Annotated in this window: 16 protein-coding genes and 1 riboswitch; of the genes, 9 read left to right on the forward strand and 7 right to left on the reverse strand. The window is 47.0% G+C overall.

The genetic code is table 11. From position 1 onward, the window contains the following. Positions 1–64: 64 nt before the first annotated feature. The 3 genes from GMA8713_RS15585 to GMA8713_RS15595 all read right to left on the reverse strand — a co-directional run bounded on the left by GMA8713_RS15585 (position 65) and on the right by GMA8713_RS15595 (position 2,737). Positions 65–1,360: an alpha/beta fold hydrolase gene (locus GMA8713_RS15585; protein ID WP_062711872.1), complete on the reverse strand. Its 1,296-nt coding sequence runs from the start codon at positions 1,358–1,360 to the stop codon at positions 65–67. 37 nt (positions 1,361–1,397) lie between these two features. Continuing rightward, complete coding sequence (locus GMA8713_RS15590; RefSeq protein ID WP_062711875.1) at positions 1,398–2,099, reverse strand: PilZ domain-containing protein; 702 nt, start codon at positions 2,097–2,099, stop codon at positions 1,398–1,400. Positions 2,100–2,311: 212 nt separating this feature from the next. Then, positions 2,312–2,737 carry a thiol-disulfide oxidoreductase DCC family protein gene (locus GMA8713_RS15595; RefSeq protein WP_062711877.1) on the reverse strand — a complete coding sequence of 142 codons (426 nt, stop codon included), beginning with the start codon at positions 2,735–2,737 and terminating at the stop codon, positions 2,312–2,314. A 119-nt stretch (positions 2,738–2,856) separates the two neighbouring features. Between GMA8713_RS15595 and GMA8713_RS15600 the strand changes: the two genes are divergently transcribed. Further along, positions 2,857–3,486 carry a LysE family translocator gene (locus GMA8713_RS15600; protein WP_062711880.1) on the forward strand — a complete coding sequence of 210 codons (630 nt, stop codon included), beginning with the start codon at positions 2,857–2,859 and terminating at the stop codon, positions 3,484–3,486. 71 nt (positions 3,487–3,557) lie between these two features. Here GMA8713_RS15600 and GMA8713_RS15605 read toward each other — a convergent pair whose 3' ends face one another. Beyond that, positions 3,558–4,097 (reverse strand): peroxiredoxin family protein, encoded by a 540-nt coding sequence (locus GMA8713_RS15605; protein WP_062711883.1) that lies wholly within the window; start codon positions 4,095–4,097, stop codon positions 3,558–3,560. Between the two features lie 231 nt (positions 4,098–4,328). Between GMA8713_RS15605 and GMA8713_RS15610 the strand changes: the two genes are divergently transcribed. The 4 genes from GMA8713_RS15610 (at position 4,329) to gbpA (ending at position 9,375) form a co-directional block, all read left to right on the forward strand. Then, positions 4,329–4,958, forward strand: a complete 630-nt coding sequence (locus GMA8713_RS15610; protein WP_062711886.1) for an NAD(P)H-dependent oxidoreductase — start codon at positions 4,329–4,331, stop codon at positions 4,956–4,958. Next, the gene (locus tag GMA8713_RS15615) at positions 4,955–6,925 is read left to right on the forward strand and encodes a monovalent cation:proton antiporter-2 (CPA2) family protein (protein WP_062711888.1); all 1,971 of its coding nucleotides are present in this window, start codon (positions 4,955–4,957) and stop codon (positions 6,923–6,925) included. The genes GMA8713_RS15610 and GMA8713_RS15615 overlap by 4 nt, the downstream gene beginning before the upstream one ends. After that, positions 6,925–7,407, forward strand: coding sequence for a GNAT family N-acetyltransferase (locus tag GMA8713_RS15620; protein ID WP_062711891.1), 483 nt, complete (start codon positions 6,925–6,927; stop codon positions 7,405–7,407). Before GMA8713_RS15615 ends, GMA8713_RS15620 begins: the two co-directional genes overlap by 1 nt. 214 nt (positions 7,408–7,621) lie before the next feature. Continuing rightward, positions 7,622–7,714: riboswitch (cyclic di-GMP riboswitch) on the forward strand. 95 nt (positions 7,715–7,809) lie between these two features. After that, positions 7,810–9,375, forward strand: a complete 1,566-nt coding sequence (gene gbpA, locus GMA8713_RS15625; protein ID WP_062711894.1) for an N-acetylglucosamine-binding protein GbpA — start codon at positions 7,810–7,812, stop codon at positions 9,373–9,375. A 155-nt stretch (positions 9,376–9,530) separates the two neighbouring features. On the opposite strand, the gene GMA8713_RS15630 is transcribed toward gbpA, so the two are convergent. Both GMA8713_RS15630 and GMA8713_RS15635 read right to left on the reverse strand, forming a co-directional pair. Then, positions 9,531–10,034 carry a L,D-transpeptidase family protein gene (locus GMA8713_RS15630; RefSeq protein WP_062711897.1) on the reverse strand — a complete coding sequence of 168 codons (504 nt, stop codon included), beginning with the start codon at positions 10,032–10,034 and terminating at the stop codon, positions 9,531–9,533. Positions 10,035–10,241: 207 nt separating this feature from the next. Further along, positions 10,242–10,814 carry a hypothetical protein gene (locus GMA8713_RS15635; RefSeq protein ID WP_062711901.1) on the reverse strand — a complete coding sequence of 191 codons (573 nt, stop codon included), beginning with the start codon at positions 10,812–10,814 and terminating at the stop codon, positions 10,242–10,244. 440 nt (positions 10,815–11,254) lie between these two features. Between GMA8713_RS15635 and GMA8713_RS15640 the strand changes: the two genes are divergently transcribed. The 4 genes from GMA8713_RS15640 (at position 11,255) to GMA8713_RS15655 (ending at position 15,167) form a co-directional block, all read left to right on the forward strand. Beyond that, positions 11,255–11,965, forward strand: a complete 711-nt coding sequence (locus GMA8713_RS15640) for a DUF969 domain-containing protein (RefSeq protein WP_062711904.1) — start codon at positions 11,255–11,257, stop codon at positions 11,963–11,965. 5 nt (positions 11,966–11,970) lie between these two features. Continuing rightward, entirely contained in the window at positions 11,971–12,876 is a 906-nt protein-coding gene (locus GMA8713_RS15645) for a DUF979 domain-containing protein (protein WP_062711923.1), read from the forward strand. 8 nt (positions 12,877–12,884) lie between these two features. Next, complete coding sequence (gene pcp / locus GMA8713_RS15650; RefSeq protein WP_062711907.1) at positions 12,885–13,523, forward strand: pyroglutamyl-peptidase I; 639 nt, start codon at positions 12,885–12,887, stop codon at positions 13,521–13,523. A gap of 492 nt (positions 13,524–14,015) precedes the next feature. Further along, positions 14,016–15,167, forward strand: coding sequence for a porin family protein (locus tag GMA8713_RS15655; protein ID WP_062711910.1), 1,152 nt, complete (start codon positions 14,016–14,018; stop codon positions 15,165–15,167). A 386-nt stretch (positions 15,168–15,553) separates the two neighbouring features. On the opposite strand, the gene GMA8713_RS15660 is transcribed toward GMA8713_RS15655, so the two are convergent. Then, positions 15,554–15,890, reverse strand: a 337-nt coding sequence (locus GMA8713_RS15660; RefSeq protein ID WP_157515497.1) for an IS630 family transposase, incomplete at its 5' end; no start/stop codon positions are given.

Raw genomic sequence — 15,890 nt, forward strand, 5'->3', positions numbered from 1 at the left:
CTCCTGATTGTCTTATAAATGGTGTATCGAATTGATTGAAGCGGGAAGTGGTTTCAGTCTTTGTTCAGCTTGGTAAGTTCCCAATGTGCTCGCCCATCTCCATCAGCTTGCTCAGAATTCTCTCACCATCAGCACGCAGGCCATTGTGCTCATACTCATTGGTGATCCAAGCGCGGCTGTTAGGAATACCTTTCAGGGTTTCCCGTGAGTAATCCATTTCGACATACATGTCGTCAGCATAAACAGCACAGGTGACAGGCACCGTGTTTTCAGCGAGTTTCTTGACATCGTAGAGTGCAGGCCAATCTGACTTAGTCGCCAGTGCTTCTGCAGCCTGTTTGAGCGGCAGCAGGTTTTGCATTTGGTCGAACATCCATGGATAAACCATCTCTCCGGTAAACAGGAAAGGTTTGCCCGGTTCGTAATTAAACTCGGCGTATTCCGCATTGTGAATGCGGTGTGCAGACCAAACTGATGCTTCGCCCTGATTGTAAATTGGTTCGTGCAGGAAAGCGTAAATCGGGTTGGTCTGGTAGCTTTGTTCCGTCAACATCGCCTGCAGGAAACTGACACTCAGCACTTTGCCTTGGGCAGTTTCTGTAAAGGCTTCTTCCAACAGATAGTACATTGGCAGATTGGCACCGCTTCGGCCCAAATTGATACCAATCTGTTGGAACTGTTCAACGGTAAAGGTTTGGCCGTTTGGCAGTTTCACATCGCGGGTTCGTAAGAACTCAGCAATTTCTGCGCAACGTCTTTGTGCAGATGGAAACTGGTCAAAGAAGGCTTTGTTTTTGTCTAACACACGTTGATAGGTGGCACGGTAAACATCATCAGCATGACGGGTAAGAGAAGGTACACCGCCTGTGATGTAAACGCGATGCAGACTTTGCGGATAAAAAGAAAGGTAAGTCAGCGAGCAGAAACCACCAAAGCTTTGACCCAGAATTGACCATTTCTCCGCCCCCAAGGCTTCGCGAATGGCTTCAGCGTCACGGACGATGTTATCTGCGCGGAACTGGCTGATGTATTCCACTTGCTTGGCATCGTCCATATGACTCAAGGTCTGGTGAGTCAACGGCGAACTCATGCCTGTACCGCGCTGGTCCAGCAGTAATACACGGTGATCCTGTAGGGCGCGTTTCAGCCAGCCACTTTTTGAATCAGGACGCGGAGACGGAAACCCTGGACCGCCCTGAAAGTAAACCAGCCAAGGCAGATTGGCGTCTGCTTTGGATAATTCCACCACCTCACGGGCAAACACGGTGATGCGAGTGCCATCTTTCTTGCTGTAGTTGAGCGGCAGGTCGAATTGGTGTTGACGAAAAAGCACGCCACTGTCGATAAAGGATTCTTGCATAACCTGTGTTCCTTGTCGTGAAGGGGAGAAGCGGCTGTCAGGAGACAGTTGAGACAGCGCTGGTGGAGTTATCAGCACTCAATTCGGACGCCAGAATGAGTTTAGCTAAGGTATCGCGAGATTTGCTTTTACTTGCGTCACTAAATTTAATGCCGAGTTGAACACCGTCGCCATTGCTGGTCACGTTCATAACCGTTCCTTCAAATTCCACGGGGTGATCAAACAGCGCATTGATGACAAATCCAATGGTTTCACCTTCATCAATGAACTGGCTGCTGGACACGCGAATGGCACAACCGCTCAGCGAAAAGTCAGACAGCTTAGCCAAGGCTTTACGTCCATCAATAATGAGATGAACAATACGCGAAACAGCATATCTGGCATCAGAACGCATGCGGTGGATGCTCACTTGAGGTGGCAACGCTATCGCAATCATTTTCTCCGGGCGGTGTAATACGCTGAGAATATGAGATTTGAACGCAAAGATCTCACCATAGCGTGATGAGGTTAACCCCCGGACAACCGCCTGCATGCCGGATGTATCAGTCAGCAGCTTCGAGAGCTCAGGATCAGTGGGCGTTTCCAGCAGGATGTACTTTTTCTCGCGGTATCCGATAAGACGTGAAGCGCCACCAAACGCTTTGATCTTGTCTTTGTACCTAAGCTCGAAAGTCAAAGGTGTTCCAACAGGTAGCGTTGGTAGGAATGCTGAAGGTGTAAGAATATCAGTGGTTTTCATGTTTCAAATAAAGCAGTTGATGCGCATCGCTTATTTGGATGTACCTAAGCCATCTTCTTCTTAATGTTGCGACGCATAGTGTAATGCACTGATGGTGAGGGTTAATGAAGATTTAGTCAATAGATTGAGGTGCTGCACAGAAATACATATTTATGATTAATAATCAGCAGGTTACATAATTATTTGGTTGCTGAATGAGAGCGTTTGTTTTGTTAGTTTTTATGATTGTCGGGTTTTTCTTCGGCAATCGAACAAACGCCATTCTGGCAAGGCTCACATTTTGAACGGCCAGTGAAGAGGTAGGAGATTTTGTAGCGGTTTCTGGCGAAGAAAAGATAGGCTTTGTCTGCAAACCAGCGAATAACAGGTAATCGAAGTAGACCAATCCAGCGCTTTTTCCCAACAAGAGACCAAGCTTTATGGGTGACATCTAGCCCTAGCAGCAAAGTACCATCGGTCAATTTTCCATGCAGAATTCTGCTGGCTTCCATGGGGTCGATATCTGGAAACCGGGATTTGAAATCCGGCGCGAGAATATCTTCAAACTTTAAACTTTCCGCTCGGTTAAGCGCTCGCAACTGATCCATTTCAGCCACGCAAAGTGGACAACTGCCATCGTAGAAAAGGGTGAAGGTCATCGGAGTACTCTTGTTTGATTAATTGACTTTACAGTACGGCCTTGATTTCAAATCGGATCGCCATAATATCATCGTAAGAAGAGTAGAGAAAAAGAGCAAAAGAACGAAGGAGAAAAGGAATGGAGTTCTATCAGGCGTTTTTAACATTAACTTTAGTGCACTTGTTAGGTGCCGCCTCACCGGGTCCAGACTTTGTGATGGTATCGCAGCAGTCTCTCGTCCATGGCCGCCGTGCCGGCCTCCTTGTTAGTCTCGGTATTGCTCTTGGACTTTCTGTTCACATTGTTTATTCCTCTATTGGCCTCGCGACGGTGATCAGTGAATCTTCTATGGTGCTGACAGTGATGAAATATCTGGCCGCGGCGTATTTGATTTATCTCGGTTGGAAGGGCATACGAAGCAAGGCCGCTGTTGGTGATGATGACCAAAGCGTGAGTGTGAAGCGACGTTCAGCGTCTAAGCTAATTTCCATGGGCTTTGTGTGTAACGCGTTGAATCCAAAAGCACCGCTTTATTTCCTTTCTGTGTTCACCCTTGTGTTGTCTCCGGACATGCCAGTGATTGAACTTGCGTTGCTTGGCGCATGGATGATGTTCATTCAACTTCTATGGTTTGGTTCAGTGGCTTTGGTGCTTTCTAAGCCTTCCGTGCAGGCAAAGTTCAAACGTATCGGCCACTGGGTTGATCGTGTTTTGGGTTCGGTGATGTTGGCATTCGGTGTGAAGTTGTTGTTTACCAGCACTAAGTAATTTCTCCAAAGATAAATAAGAAACGCCCTGTATTTGCAGTGCGTTTTGCTTTTCCGGCATGACAACTTCAATCAGTAAGATGCGGTACCACGGATTGGATAGTTGTTATCCGGGTTACGGATCCATGCCAGACCATTCACCAGCGTTTCCACATCAGGGCGAACGAATGGGTTATTGGAAATATCGACGACTTGCACTGTGCCCTGCTCGTTAATCACGAAAAGTCCTGGCTCGGCAAAGTTGTGGTCAGTTTCCTGCTCTGAACGCGGAAGAGAAACCCAAAGACCCAGATCTTTCATTTGCGCTTCAGATAAGCCATATGCAAGTGGGAAGGACACTTCTAAACGCGTAATGTGCTCTTCAAGTTGTGCGATGCTGTCGCCAGATACAGCAATAATATCGATGCCAATTTCCGCCAGCTTGTTTTTGTAATCTTCAAGATGATTCAGGTATCGGGTACACATCGGACAGTGACGACCACGGTATATCACTACCATTTGCCAGGTTGCTCCTTCGCGCGGCTTTCCGAGCGTATGCTCCCCGCCTTCAAGATCCTTTAGTGTTATTGATGGGAATTCGCTTCCCGCTGCCAGTTTGTTTGTGTATGCCATTTTCTAGCCTCCCAGTTATTTGCAAAATCAAGGTTGGTCTGCTTGGTAACTACTGTCAACCAGTTTACTTTTGGTAACCTCAGTGTGAGAAATTGCTAAATTGAGAAAATATCTGCGAGATTCAGAGGGTAAGATAGTAGTGAGATTAACTAGACTAGACGCAGTAGGTCGTGCATTAAATTTTCATGGCGATATTCAGTGTGCGAATCCAGTCAGTCCTTAAGGAAAGCTATGGCAGACAATAAAAAAAGGGTTCTCGTGTTATTTGCGCATCCTTCGCAAAGGCGTTCTGAAGTGAACTCTCCACTGTTTAAAGTGGCTCAATCGGTAGAAGGGGTCACGACCGTTGACCTCTATGGAGAATACCCTGACTACCACATCAATATCGATCTGGAACAAAAACGTCTGCTTGAGCACGATGTGGTAATTTTCCAGTTTCCGCTCTACTGGTATTCAACGCCTTCCATTTTGAAAGAATGGCAGGACTTGGTGCTTGAATATGGGTTTGCCTATGGTTCAGACGGCATAGCGCTGTGCGGAAAACAATTTCTGTGTGCTATCACAGCTGGTGGCATGGAAGGCGCTTACAAGGCAGACGGTTTTAACCAATTTAAAATCCGTGATTTGTTGAGTCCATTGGAGCAAATGGCGAACTTAACGGGTATGAAGTATCTCGCTCCTTTTGCGTTGTTTGGTTCACGCACCGCAATTGAAGACAACAAAGTCGACCGGCATGTTGCTGCTTACGAATTATTGTTAAAGGCGTTTGTGGATGGAAACGTTGATCTCGACGCCGCGGCATCTCGTGAAAAAATCACTGTGGCTACTATCGGCCATGTGCTAAAGGAAGGTGAGTCATGACAAGCATTTTTCTTCAGGCGTTTATTTATCTTATTGCTGCTGTTGTCGCTGTGCCTATCGCCAAAAAGCTGGGTTTGGGGTCTGTACTTGGTTATCTGATTGCCGGTGTGGTGATTGGCCCTGTGATTGGTCTGGTGGGTGATGAAACCACCACTATTCAGCACTTCGCCGAATTTGGCGTCGTGATGATGCTGTTCTTGGTTGGCCTCGAGCTTGAGCCGAAAATGTTGTGGTCGATGCGTAACAAGCTACTAGGGTTGGGGGGCTTGCAGGTTGGTTTGACTGCAGCCATCGTTATGGGGATCGCGTTGGTACTGAATCAGGTATGGAGCGTCGCGCTGGCGATTGGTCTTATCTTCGCGCTGTCTTCCACCGCCATCGTGCTGCAAACCTTTAATGAAAAACGCCTGACCAAAACGGAAGGTGGGCGAAGCGCATTCTCAGTATTGCTGTTCCAGGATATCGCTGTTATCCCAATGCTGGCGTTTATACCGCTTCTGGCGCTGCCGGAGTTGGTTGAACAGGCACAATCTGCAGCCGCGGTTGCGGCTGATCACCATGAAGAAATGAGTCTTGTGGCCGGTCTTCCGGGCTGGGCGCTGGGCTTGGTCATCACAGGTGCAATTGCGGGGGTCGTTGTTGGCGGACATTTCCTAAGTCGTCCACTTTTCCGCTTCGTGGCAAGCTCTGGTCTTCGCGAAATCTTTACTGCGACAGCATTGATGCTGGTGATTGGTATCGCCGCCTTGATGAGCTTGATTGGTCTTTCTCCAGCACTGGGAACTTTCCTGGCAGGTGTCGTCCTCGCAAACAGTGAATTCCGCCATGAGCTCGAGTCGAATATAGAGCCGTTCAAAGGTTTGTTATTGGGACTCTTCTTTATCACGGTCGGTGCAGGTATTAACTTCGGTATTCTGTTTGATGATTTCTTTGTCATCATTGGTTTGACTGTGGGCTTAATGTTACTGAAAGCGGGGATCCTGTTTGTTCTGTCGCTGTTTTTCCGCATTAAGGACACAGCACGCTGGCTGTTTACCTTAAGTCTTGCACAGGCGGGTGAGTTTGGTTTTGTGCTGCTGAGTTTCTCGATGCAGAACCATGTGCTGCCAATGGAAGTTGCTCAATTGCTATCTCTGGTGGTGGCGATTTCGATGTTCCTGACCCCGGGTTTGTTCATCCTTTATGACAACGTGATTCTGCCGCGCTTCGAGCAAAGTGCAAATGATCGTGAAGCAGACGAGATTGACGAGCAGGGCAGTGTGATCATCGCTGGGGTGGGTCGCTTCGGCCAGATTGTTAACCGACTCCTCACAGCAAATGGTGTGAAGACCGTTGTACTCGATTACGAAGCAGCACAAATTGAAAATCTACGTCAAATCAATATCAAGAGCTACTTTGGTGATGCTACGCGTCCTGAACATCTTCACACGGCAGGTATTGAAGAAGCTGCAATACTCGTGGTGTCGATGGATAATCAGGAAACAACCACAGAACTTGTCGAGTACGTAAAGAAAACATACCCGAACGTCAAGATACTTGCCCGTGCTTTTGACCGTGGTCATGCATATATGCTGCGCCATGCGGGAGCAGATTACGTGATCAAAGAAACGTTTCTTTCCGCGCTGGAACTGGGTGCGGAAGCACTCCGTTCACTGGGTGAGCACCCGTTCGTGGTCGAGCAGCAGAAAGTGACATTTAAGCGCATCGAGAATGAGAGTTCGCAGAAGCTGTTTGAAACGTGGAAAGGTGGTGATGACAGTAAGAACTATGATACCCATTATCAGAATCTGTTTATCCAACTTGAAGATGCTATTCGCGACGCGATGAGCGAGGACCGAATGGACCGGCATAGCATGACTGAACGCGAATGGACGCCGCCGCCAAAAGGCTATCTCGATGATTTCAAAGGCGACGCTGAATGCAACAAAGATGAAACAGAAGACGGCTCAGAGGAAAAGCCAGCCTGATGCTCTTAGTACCTTTTCGCGATGAAAATGCGCCTCAGCTTTGTGAGTGGATAAAAAGCGGCCGGGATAACTTTCTGTGGGGAGGCCCGGCGTTTGATTTCCCGTTGCAGGTAGCGAGGGTGCGCGAACATATCGCTAAAAAGGAAGTGACGCCATATTTGGTGATGCATGAAGGTGTTCCTATTGGCTACATCGACATTTACCGCGTTTCCAAATCGGAAGTTCGTCTTTGTCGGGTATTAATTGCGGAAACATCAGCTCGTGGAAAGGGTCTAGGAAAACAGATCGTTTCCTTGGCGCTTGATGTAGTCACTGAAGATCCTAGTATCCGCACTGTGTCTTTGGCAGTGTTTGCTCACAACGAGATCGCAGTTCGTTGTTACACCTCATTAGGTTTCGAAATGCTTCCTGGTGAAACTAAAGTGAGGGAGTTTCAGGAGGAGGATTGGACACTCTACCGAATGACAAAACGTATTGCCTAACGATATCTCTCAGTTAAAAAGCCAGACATTCTGTATAGGATGTCTGGCTTTCTCTTCCTATGTACAGCAGGTTATGTCACTGCTTGACCAGAACAAATAATCGCCTAAATGACACCGAAATTGTGATCTTTATTCACTAAATGGATCGATGGTGACGTAAGAAATAAAAAAAAGATTGTGCGCTATCAATTTCTGAATACGATGCGCGCCATTCCAAAGTCAACGGCAAACTGCCTGAAAAGGTAGGACGCAAAGCTTCCGGTCTAAGGGTGATTTGAATGTCACTTACGATAGCGGGGCCGCCATTTTCGAAAGACTGATTTCAGCCCTGAGAATGTTCCGATGCGAAAGTTTGTCCGTGCTTGGTTAACAAAACAAAAATAGCCATTAGGAAGCACACAAATGCTCAAACTTAACACCACTTTTCTACCTATTACTGCTGCACTTTTCAGTGCCAGCGTTATGTCTCACGGCTACATCAGTGCGAAAGAAGGCGGCATTGCTGCTGGCCGCGCTGCGCTGTGTAAATACAGTACACCAACCGGAGAGCAGAACTCTGCTTGTGGTCAGGTTCAATGGGAGCCGCAAAGTGTTGAAGGCCCGGAAGGCTTTCCTGAGCTTGGTCCTGAAGATGGCAAAATCGCCAGTGCTGGATTAATCCAATTTTCTCCGCTTGATGAGCAAACCGCATCACGTTGGGTAAAACAGCCAATCAAAGCGGGTCAACATGACTTCGAGTGGACTTTCACTGCTAACCATGTCACGCGAAACTGGGAATACTACATCACTAAAGCAGACTGGAATCCGAACCTGCCACTGGCGCGCAGTACCTTCGATCTGAATCCTTTCTGTGTGGTTGAAGGCCACATGCAAAAGCCACCAAAAAGCACGCTACATACCTGTGAAGTACCAGAGCGTGAGGGCTATCATGTGATTCTGGCCGTTTGGGATGTGGGCGATACCGCGGCGGCTTTCTACAATGTGATTGACGTAAATTTTGATGGCGACGCGCCAGTGCTGCCAGAATGGACGCAAGGCGGTCAAATCAATCCTGGCATGAATCTGGCGAAAGGCGATGCAGTGTTTACCCGCGTGTTTGATTCAGAAGGCGAGCGCCCTGAGCTATCTACCCGTCTTGAAATCGACAGCGAAAAGGCTGGCGAAGCCAATACTTGGGCTTACAATCTGGCAACCAAAATCAACCAGACCAATGAAAACATCCAAGCAGGTCAACGTGATGCCAATGGTGCCTTTAACCCTGTGTTTGGCGCGAACCCAATTTACCTGAAATCTACCAGCGGTATGACCCGCGTGGAAGTCGGTTATGAGATTGAATCACCAGAGCCGGATTACACCGTGACTATAGAAGGCGTAGCGCAAGAGTACGTGATTCGTGACGGTGAAGTCGCACTGGATCTGGCTGTTACGGCTTCTGGTGGTCTGACTGTTGAAATGACAGTATACAATCACGCACAGGAAGCACTCGCTTACGAAAAACTGTCTCTGGCAGATGGCGCGTCCAAAGCGGTTGAGATGGTGTTGAATGGCGCGAAAGTGGGTCACCATATGCTGGTCTCCCGCGCGAAAGATGTCGAAGGTAATCTGGTAGACCAGCAAATGTTTGACTTCTTTCTGGTAGAGCAAGGCGAGCAATGTGGCACAGATCCTGATGCAGCAAACCACCCGGCATGGTCAAACGTCACCACTTACACAGGCGGTGAGAAAGTCAATTTCAATGGTCTGGTTTGGGAAGCGAAATACTGGGTTAAAGGTGCAACACCAGACTTAAGTGATGCGTGGAAACTGATTAGCAAAATGCCAGTAGCCTGGACATCAGGCAAAGCGTATCTGGCGGGTGAACAAGTGATCTTTGAAGGTCGTCTGTATCAGGCAAACTGGTGGGTAAACAGCAGCCCGGCTTCTTCACCTGAAGCTTGGAGCGACAAAGGCGCTTTCGACTGCGAATAACTTAACGATAAAAAGCAAGAAGCAATATAAGGCCGATGTGGGTGACTACATCGGCCTTCTCTATATACCAGACGGCCTGAAGATGCTCGCTGAATCCTGCATTTTCAGGTTGTTTGGGTATATAAGGGCTCTCGCTTGGCATTCAATTTAATAAGTTACCACTCAATATCAATCGGTGTTCCGATCCTTACCAAGCTGAGAAACTCATCCATTTTCTCGTTGTCGATGGCAATGCAACCGTCTGTCCAATCCTGACCGCGTTTGATACTGGGGTGCGGGCCATTTCCGTTCTTTTGCCCGTGGATCATTATTTGACCTCCGGGGTCAAAGCCTAGCTTCGCAGCACGCTTGGTATCGGTGTCATTAGGGTAGTTGATACGAATAGAGCGATAAAAACTGGATTTTTCATTGATCAGGTCAAGAAAGTAGCGACCTTCAGGGGTTCGCTTATCCCCCTCGGGGAGTTTATGTCCTCTGGGATTGGCACCAAGGGAAATACTGTACCAGCGGACGATTTTGTTTCCTTGAATCAGATACATCTTACGGGCCGACTTATCGACTTTCACCAAATCAACCTTATGCTCGGTTTCCATGCTACTGGCTGAGAAAACAACACTACACAGCAAGACAAAGCTCAGCATACTGAACAGCGATTTCATAGAGTCCCTAATATTTTTAATGTTCTATTTCATTATTGGTGACAACGCTGGAAAAGTCGCAATCAGAAGGCGACAACGTAATCAGGTAAACGATGTAGCGCTTTGAAAAATAGTAAAACAAGAGATAACAAGAAGGTAGTGCTTCAGAACTGATATTAAACCCCATCAGCGCGATGGGGCTCTCAGATTGCTTATTGTGTATGCATCTTACTCGGCGAGGATATCAATGCAGCTATCCCAAGTCTTTTTGGCAACCGCATCATGAGAGGAAGACTTCGCGTAAACGGCGTCGATCACTTCATAAGGCTTGGTTGTTTTGTAGCTGGCAAACATGATGTAAGCGTCAAGCTTGGGTGAACCAGATTGCTTCAGAACATAGGCACCACCTGCTACCAATGATTTCTGTGCACAATAGCTTGCGATATTCAATCTCTCTGCTGGGACGTTAGCAACTTTTAGAGCGCATTGGTCGAACAGGTCGACAGAGTAATCCCAAGCACTGGTAAAATCGTGAGCGTAAACATCTTCAACCAGATTGAGTTTGATTTGCGCGGTGGTGCCGTTGGAAAAGCGATCAATTTGAGACTGTTTGGGTTGCTCTTGTAACTTCTGGGAGGCGACAAGATATGCCATATCTGCAAGCTCAGCGCAGTAAGACATTTGAACCGTTTCTTTATTGCTATATAGCTGGATAGGTTTAATGGGTTCTGGCTGGTTTGAGCAGGCGGAAAGTGTAGAGACTGATAAAATCAGAGTTAGCAGAGAACGAGTCGGTGCCATCATACTTCCTTATTGACTGCGTCGAATCGGGACATCAAAACGAACGCCCATTATATCCAGCTTCATAAATCGTTTTTGTTTTCAAATTGAGAACTTGGTACAGCCCTTTTCTGAAAGAAGGAAGCGCTTTATCGTTGTGCAAAATCGACGTTTTTCGGCTATTTATTGCTCACTTTGGATTCGCGACAATGATTGTCTTCTGATTGTTCACAATAATTGGGTTTTTGTAGAGTAAATAGAAAAGGAAATCTATCAAAATTTGAAGATGAATGTTTCCTTTAAGTTATAAAAATGACGATTACAGACTAATAAAGTGATTTGTTGGTTGTTATGACAAAAAACTCTGATTGGAGGAGAAAATTTTGCTCTCGTATACTCGGGTGGAAGGTTGCTAGAAACCTTACAAAAAGCACAATAAAAACGCCGTGTAGAGGGCAAATATGATCGATTTCTGGCCATTGATTGGCATCGTAATTATTACGGTAGGGTTGGCTCTAAAGCTGAATACCTTGCTTGTTATTTTAGTCGCTGGGGTAGCAACGGGCCTCGTTGCCGATATCGCCTTGATGGATATTCTTTCCACGCTGGGCCAATCCTTCACCCAAAACCGCTATATGTCTCTTTTCATTCTTATTCTTCCCATGATTGGCATCCTAGAACGCTATGGTCTTCGTCAACGCGCAGAACAGCTGATCGGCTCCATGAAAAAAGCGTCAGTCAGCAAAATTCTGATGACTTATCTGCTACTGCGGAAAGTGACGAATGGCATGGGCTTGAGCATTGGCGGTCACCCATCCATGATCCGTCCTTTAATTGCACCTATGGCGGAAGCGGCAGCAGAGAAAGTTTCACCGAAGCTGCAAGAAGAGAAACGTCAGGCCATTCGCGCCCTCGCCGCTGCCAGTGAAAACTTTGGCAACTTCTTCAGCCAGCTTCTGTTTATCGGTACGGGCGGTATCCTGCTGATTAAAGGCGTGATGGCTGACAATAACTTGGATGTGCAGCTTGAGACCATGGCGTTGTGGGCGTTACCAACGGCCATTGCTTCTTACATCGTGTTCGTGGTTTTCAGTAAAGTTGTGGAAGCTCGTTTACTGAAAAACATAGAAAAAGCCGCTGCAACGGCGACTGACATCAAAAGTGAAGGGTAATGGTCATGCTTGAGTATATTTACCAAACCACAGGTTTGCTGTTGCTGGCTTTCTCACTTCAAACCTTTTTGGACAAAGACAATCCCAAACGAGTCGGTACTGGCCTTTTCTGGTTAATTTACGGTGTAACCTTTATCTTCGGCGCGATGATACCGAACTGGGTGACAGGCTTAATGGTGCTGGCGTTGACTGCGTTGGCTGCTGGCGGCTTTATGGGTGTGGGCAATTACAAAACCACCAATGAAGATGAGCGACAGAAAACCGCGTCTGTGCTGAAAAACAAACTCTTTATCCCAGCAGCGATTGTGCCAGTGGGAACCGTTGCTATCAGCCAATTTACCTCGCTGGGCGCGCTGGTGGGTCTGGGTATTGCTTCGGTTGCGTCAATCATTGTGGCGCTGGTCATGACGAAGAGTCAGCCAATACACAGTCTGAACGAAGGTCGTCGCCTGATTGACTCTATTGGCTGGGCCGCAATTTTGTCGCAGTTTCTCGCTGCATTGGGTTATCTGTTTAATCAAGCGGGTGTTGGTGATACCGTCGCGCAAATCGTGAAAATGATGATCCCGGAAAACATGCTGCTGGTAAATGTGATTGCCTACTCTGCCGGTATGATGATTTTCACTGTGGTGATGGGTAACGCCTTTGCGGCCTTTGCGGTGATCACGACAGGTATCGGTATTCCACTATTGGTGTTGGAAAACGGAGGTAACGCCGCAATTATTGGTGTGCTGGGCATGCTTTCAGGTTATTGCGGTACCCTGATGACACCTATGGCGGCAAACTTCAACATCGTGCCAGCCGCGTTGCTTGAACTGAAAAACAAGCACCACGTTATTCTGATGCAGGTGATCCCAGGGCTGATCATCTTGGCATTCAACATATTTGTTATGTACAGCTTTGCATTCTGAGGAAAGCGATGAAAAAAGTTCTGATTACGGGTTTCGAGCCGTTTGGCGGCGCATCGATCAACCCTGCGCTGGAAGCGGTGAAAAAACTAGATGGCGCTGAGCTTGACGGTGGTGTGATTGTGACCTGTGAAGTGCCGGTAACGCGGTATGATGCACTGAAAGCGATCAGTGAAGCCATTGAGGCGCATCAACCAAGTTATGTAATAACCGTCGGTCAGGCTGCGGGTCGCAATGCGATCACACCTGAGCGTGTGGCAATTAACATGGACGACTTCCGTATTCCAGATAATGGCGGAAACCAGCCGATTGATGAGCCTATCGACGAAGAAGGGCCAGCTGCCTACTTCTCGACCTTGCCGATCAAAGCAATCACCCGCAAGCTTCAGGAAAGTGGTATTCCATGTCAGGTTTCCAATACCGCGGGTACTTTTGTCTGTAACCATGTGTTCTACGGTATTCAGCATTTTTTGCGTGATACAGATGTAGGTCACGGCTTTATTCATATCCCATTGTTACCAGAGCAAGCAGCTGCAACCGATAAGCCGTCCATGTCTCTGGATACTATCGTCGAAGGACTACGTTTGGCGGCTCAAGCGACTCTTGAGAACAAAAAAGATATTTCTGAGGGGGCAGGGCAGATTTGCTGATCTCTGTTAACTCAGTCTCTGAAAGAGCCACCCATGTTGGCTCTTTTTTCGTTTTATGGCTGTTACTTTTCCATTTTCTGTTGTCCCAAACATAGCCTTCTGCCAACGGTCGTTAAAAAGCAAATAAGGTGAGACTAGGGGCTGTTGACCTTTGGTGGTGATTTTTGCAGCAGTTTGTGGGGATTTTATGCAAGGCAGAGGCTTCGAGGTGTAGCTAGCCTACATGAGAAGTTGACCTAGTATTCACGCCTATTCTCGAATAGGTGTCATTCATTAAATTGAATATTTTTGCATGGATGGCTGGTGTTCAATTGTCGAGTGAACGTATTTCATCCCTTTCTTAGTCCCTCATTCAAAAGTGGGGTTTATTTCATCCTAACTCTTAATTATTAGGTTGTTAGTGTCGGTATACGATGAACGTTCACTGTAATTTACCCAAGTTGCAGTGGTGTTATATGGCCTTGTGAAAAAATGAGTAAGGAGTACCCATTAATGAATAAGCACGCGCTTAAATTTACGCCAATGACTTTAGCGATGATGTGTGCAAATGCATCTGCCGCTGTAACACTCTATGACGATGACACCAATTCTGTTACTACCGATCTTCTGGTCAACGTCTTCTACACCAATTCAAGCTCTGACCAACTATCAGATTTTAGTGACCCTAACAGTAATAAAGTCAGTCGGGATCAATCACGTGTCCGTATCGGCTTTTTACCAAACTACATCGGTTTTAATTTCAATACAGAAGTTAATGACTTAAAGATTGGCGCCCGCTCATCATTCTGGGTCACGCTCAATGACACCGATTATAATCGTGGTGCAGAGGGTCTTGGAACTCGTTCAGGCATTGATGTACGCCAGTTCTACGCCACTATCGATTCTGATTGGGGACAGGTATTGCTGGGTAAGGACTTCGGTCTGTTTTCCCGCAGTAACATCCTTACCGATGAGTTGCTTCTCGGTCACGGCCAAAGCAGTGATTACTATGGCCTTATTGACGGTGGAAATGTCTCCTTTGGTAACATTGGTTCGGGTTACACCTATCCATTCCCGAAAGCTCAAATGACTTATCGCACACCTGACCTGTCTGGTTTCCAAATCGCGGTGGGTGTAATGGATCCGAGCAAGAAGAGCGCGAACAGCTCGGAAGACAGCCCTCGATTTGAAAGTGAAATCACTTACACCGGCGACTTTGATGCCGTTGATTTCAAAGCCTATATCAATGGTGTGACCCAAAGTTCGGAAGACAGTAATGGCACTGTTGATTCGGATGGTTTAGGCGGTGGTGTCCGAGTTGGCTTTGGTGGTTTAGCGTTGAATGCTTCTGGTTTCAGCACTACAGGGCTAGGAGATGTGGCTGGCTTGGATACTATCGTGAGTACAGAAAAGACCAAGTCAGATGGCTATTTGCTGCAAGGCTCTTACACCTTTGATAGTGAGCGATTTGTGCTGTCCTACGGCAACACTGAAGTCGACACTGATGGCACCAAAACGCTGGAGTACGCAAACAAAGCGGTTGCTTGGTTCCATACTGTGAATAGCAATCTGACCCTGGTGGCAGAATATAACCGTACCGAAGTGAACGAAGGTAACACCGAGAAAAACAACACCTACGCGTTAGGCGCCGTAGTCACTTTCTAACGGTTGTGAAGAGTACCCTTAAACCACGCCTGGTTTATTAAGCACGATATGTTAGCGCTGAGAGGTCGCTTTCTGTAGTGTGCTAATGGCGTTAAGTTTGGCTTAGAGCTTGACGCCACTTTTTCATTCTAAAAAAAACACCCCAAGAAAAACTATTGCAACTCCCGTTGGTTGGCGTGGGAAAGAGCAAGAACAACTGCCTTGGGGTGTATAGAAGAAACCGCTTTCACAAAGAGTATTCAATACCGTAAAAAACGGATCTGAAATTCGTTTAAAAGAGGGTGAAAATATGAGAGATGAGACGTTGTATCATAAGTGGTTTACTCATGAAAAGTGGGGGAAATGCATGGTAAGTAACATTATCTAAATAACTGATCCGAATAGTGCTACATTTTCGCCGTGCCGTGGCAACCTCCCGGGTAAGGCGATACGTTATCCATAAAGTGCTTCACCTTCCTGAGCAATTGCCACATATGTTTACACCTGTGATTCCGAGTAATTGTCTCATGGAGAGCATTCCACAATCGTTCTATGACGTTGACCCAAGGGCAATAAACGGGCTGGAACAGCAGCCTGAACTTTGGGTTCTTCTTGAGCCAAGCCTTCGTTTTTTTACTTTTGTGGATGATGTAGTTATCCAGTATCAAGGTGACACTTTTGGCTCGGCGGTAGTGCCACTTTAGCTTCTCCAGCATGGCAATGAATAGGTCTGAGTCTTTCTTT

It is taken from the genome of Grimontia marina, from assembly GCF_900060185.1.
In the GTDB taxonomy this organism is placed as follows: Bacteria; Pseudomonadota; Gammaproteobacteria; order Enterobacterales; family Vibrionaceae; genus Enterovibrio; species Enterovibrio marinus.

What these genes read in the sequence shown, in the direction of transcription:
- GMA8713_RS15610 (WP_062711886.1), top strand. Translation starts at nt 4,329, where the DNA reads ATGGCAGACAATAAAAAAAGGGTTCTCGTGTTATTTGCGCATCCTTCG.
- GMA8713_RS15630 (WP_062711897.1), bottom strand. Translation starts at nt 10,034, where the DNA reads ATGAAATCGCTGTTCAGTATGCTGAGCTTTGTCTTGCTGTGTAGTGTT.
- GMA8713_RS15640 (WP_062711904.1), top strand. Translation starts at nt 11,255, where the DNA reads ATGATCGATTTCTGGCCATTGATTGGCATCGTAATTATTACGGTAGGG.
- GMA8713_RS15645 (WP_062711923.1), top strand. Translation starts at nt 11,971, where the DNA reads ATGCTTGAGTATATTTACCAAACCACAGGTTTGCTGTTGCTGGCTTTC.
- GMA8713_RS15595 (WP_062711877.1), bottom strand. Translation starts at nt 2,737, where the DNA reads ATGACCTTCACCCTTTTCTACGATGGCAGTTGTCCACTTTGCGTGGCT.
- GMA8713_RS15635 (WP_062711901.1), bottom strand. Translation starts at nt 10,814, where the DNA reads ATGGCACCGACTCGTTCTCTGCTAACTCTGATTTTATCAGTCTCTACA.
- GMA8713_RS15615 (WP_062711888.1), top strand. Translation starts at nt 4,955, where the DNA reads ATGACAAGCATTTTTCTTCAGGCGTTTATTTATCTTATTGCTGCTGTT.
- GMA8713_RS15585 (WP_062711872.1), bottom strand. Translation starts at nt 1,360, where the DNA reads ATGCAAGAATCCTTTATCGACAGTGGCGTGCTTTTTCGTCAACACCAA.
- GMA8713_RS15590 (WP_062711875.1), bottom strand. Translation starts at nt 2,099, where the DNA reads ATGAAAACCACTGATATTCTTACACCTTCAGCATTCCTACCAACGCTA.
- GMA8713_RS15605 (WP_062711883.1), bottom strand. Translation starts at nt 4,097, where the DNA reads ATGGCATACACAAACAAACTGGCAGCGGGAAGCGAATTCCCATCAATA.
- GMA8713_RS15655 (WP_062711910.1), top strand. Translation starts at nt 14,016, where the DNA reads ATGAATAAGCACGCGCTTAAATTTACGCCAATGACTTTAGCGATGATG.
- gbpA (WP_062711894.1), top strand. Translation starts at nt 7,810, where the DNA reads ATGCTCAAACTTAACACCACTTTTCTACCTATTACTGCTGCACTTTTC.
- GMA8713_RS15600 (WP_062711880.1), top strand. Translation starts at nt 2,857, where the DNA reads ATGGAGTTCTATCAGGCGTTTTTAACATTAACTTTAGTGCACTTGTTA.
- GMA8713_RS15620 (WP_062711891.1), top strand. Translation starts at nt 6,925, where the DNA reads ATGCTCTTAGTACCTTTTCGCGATGAAAATGCGCCTCAGCTTTGTGAG.
- pcp (WP_062711907.1), top strand. Translation starts at nt 12,885, where the DNA reads ATGAAAAAAGTTCTGATTACGGGTTTCGAGCCGTTTGGCGGCGCATCG.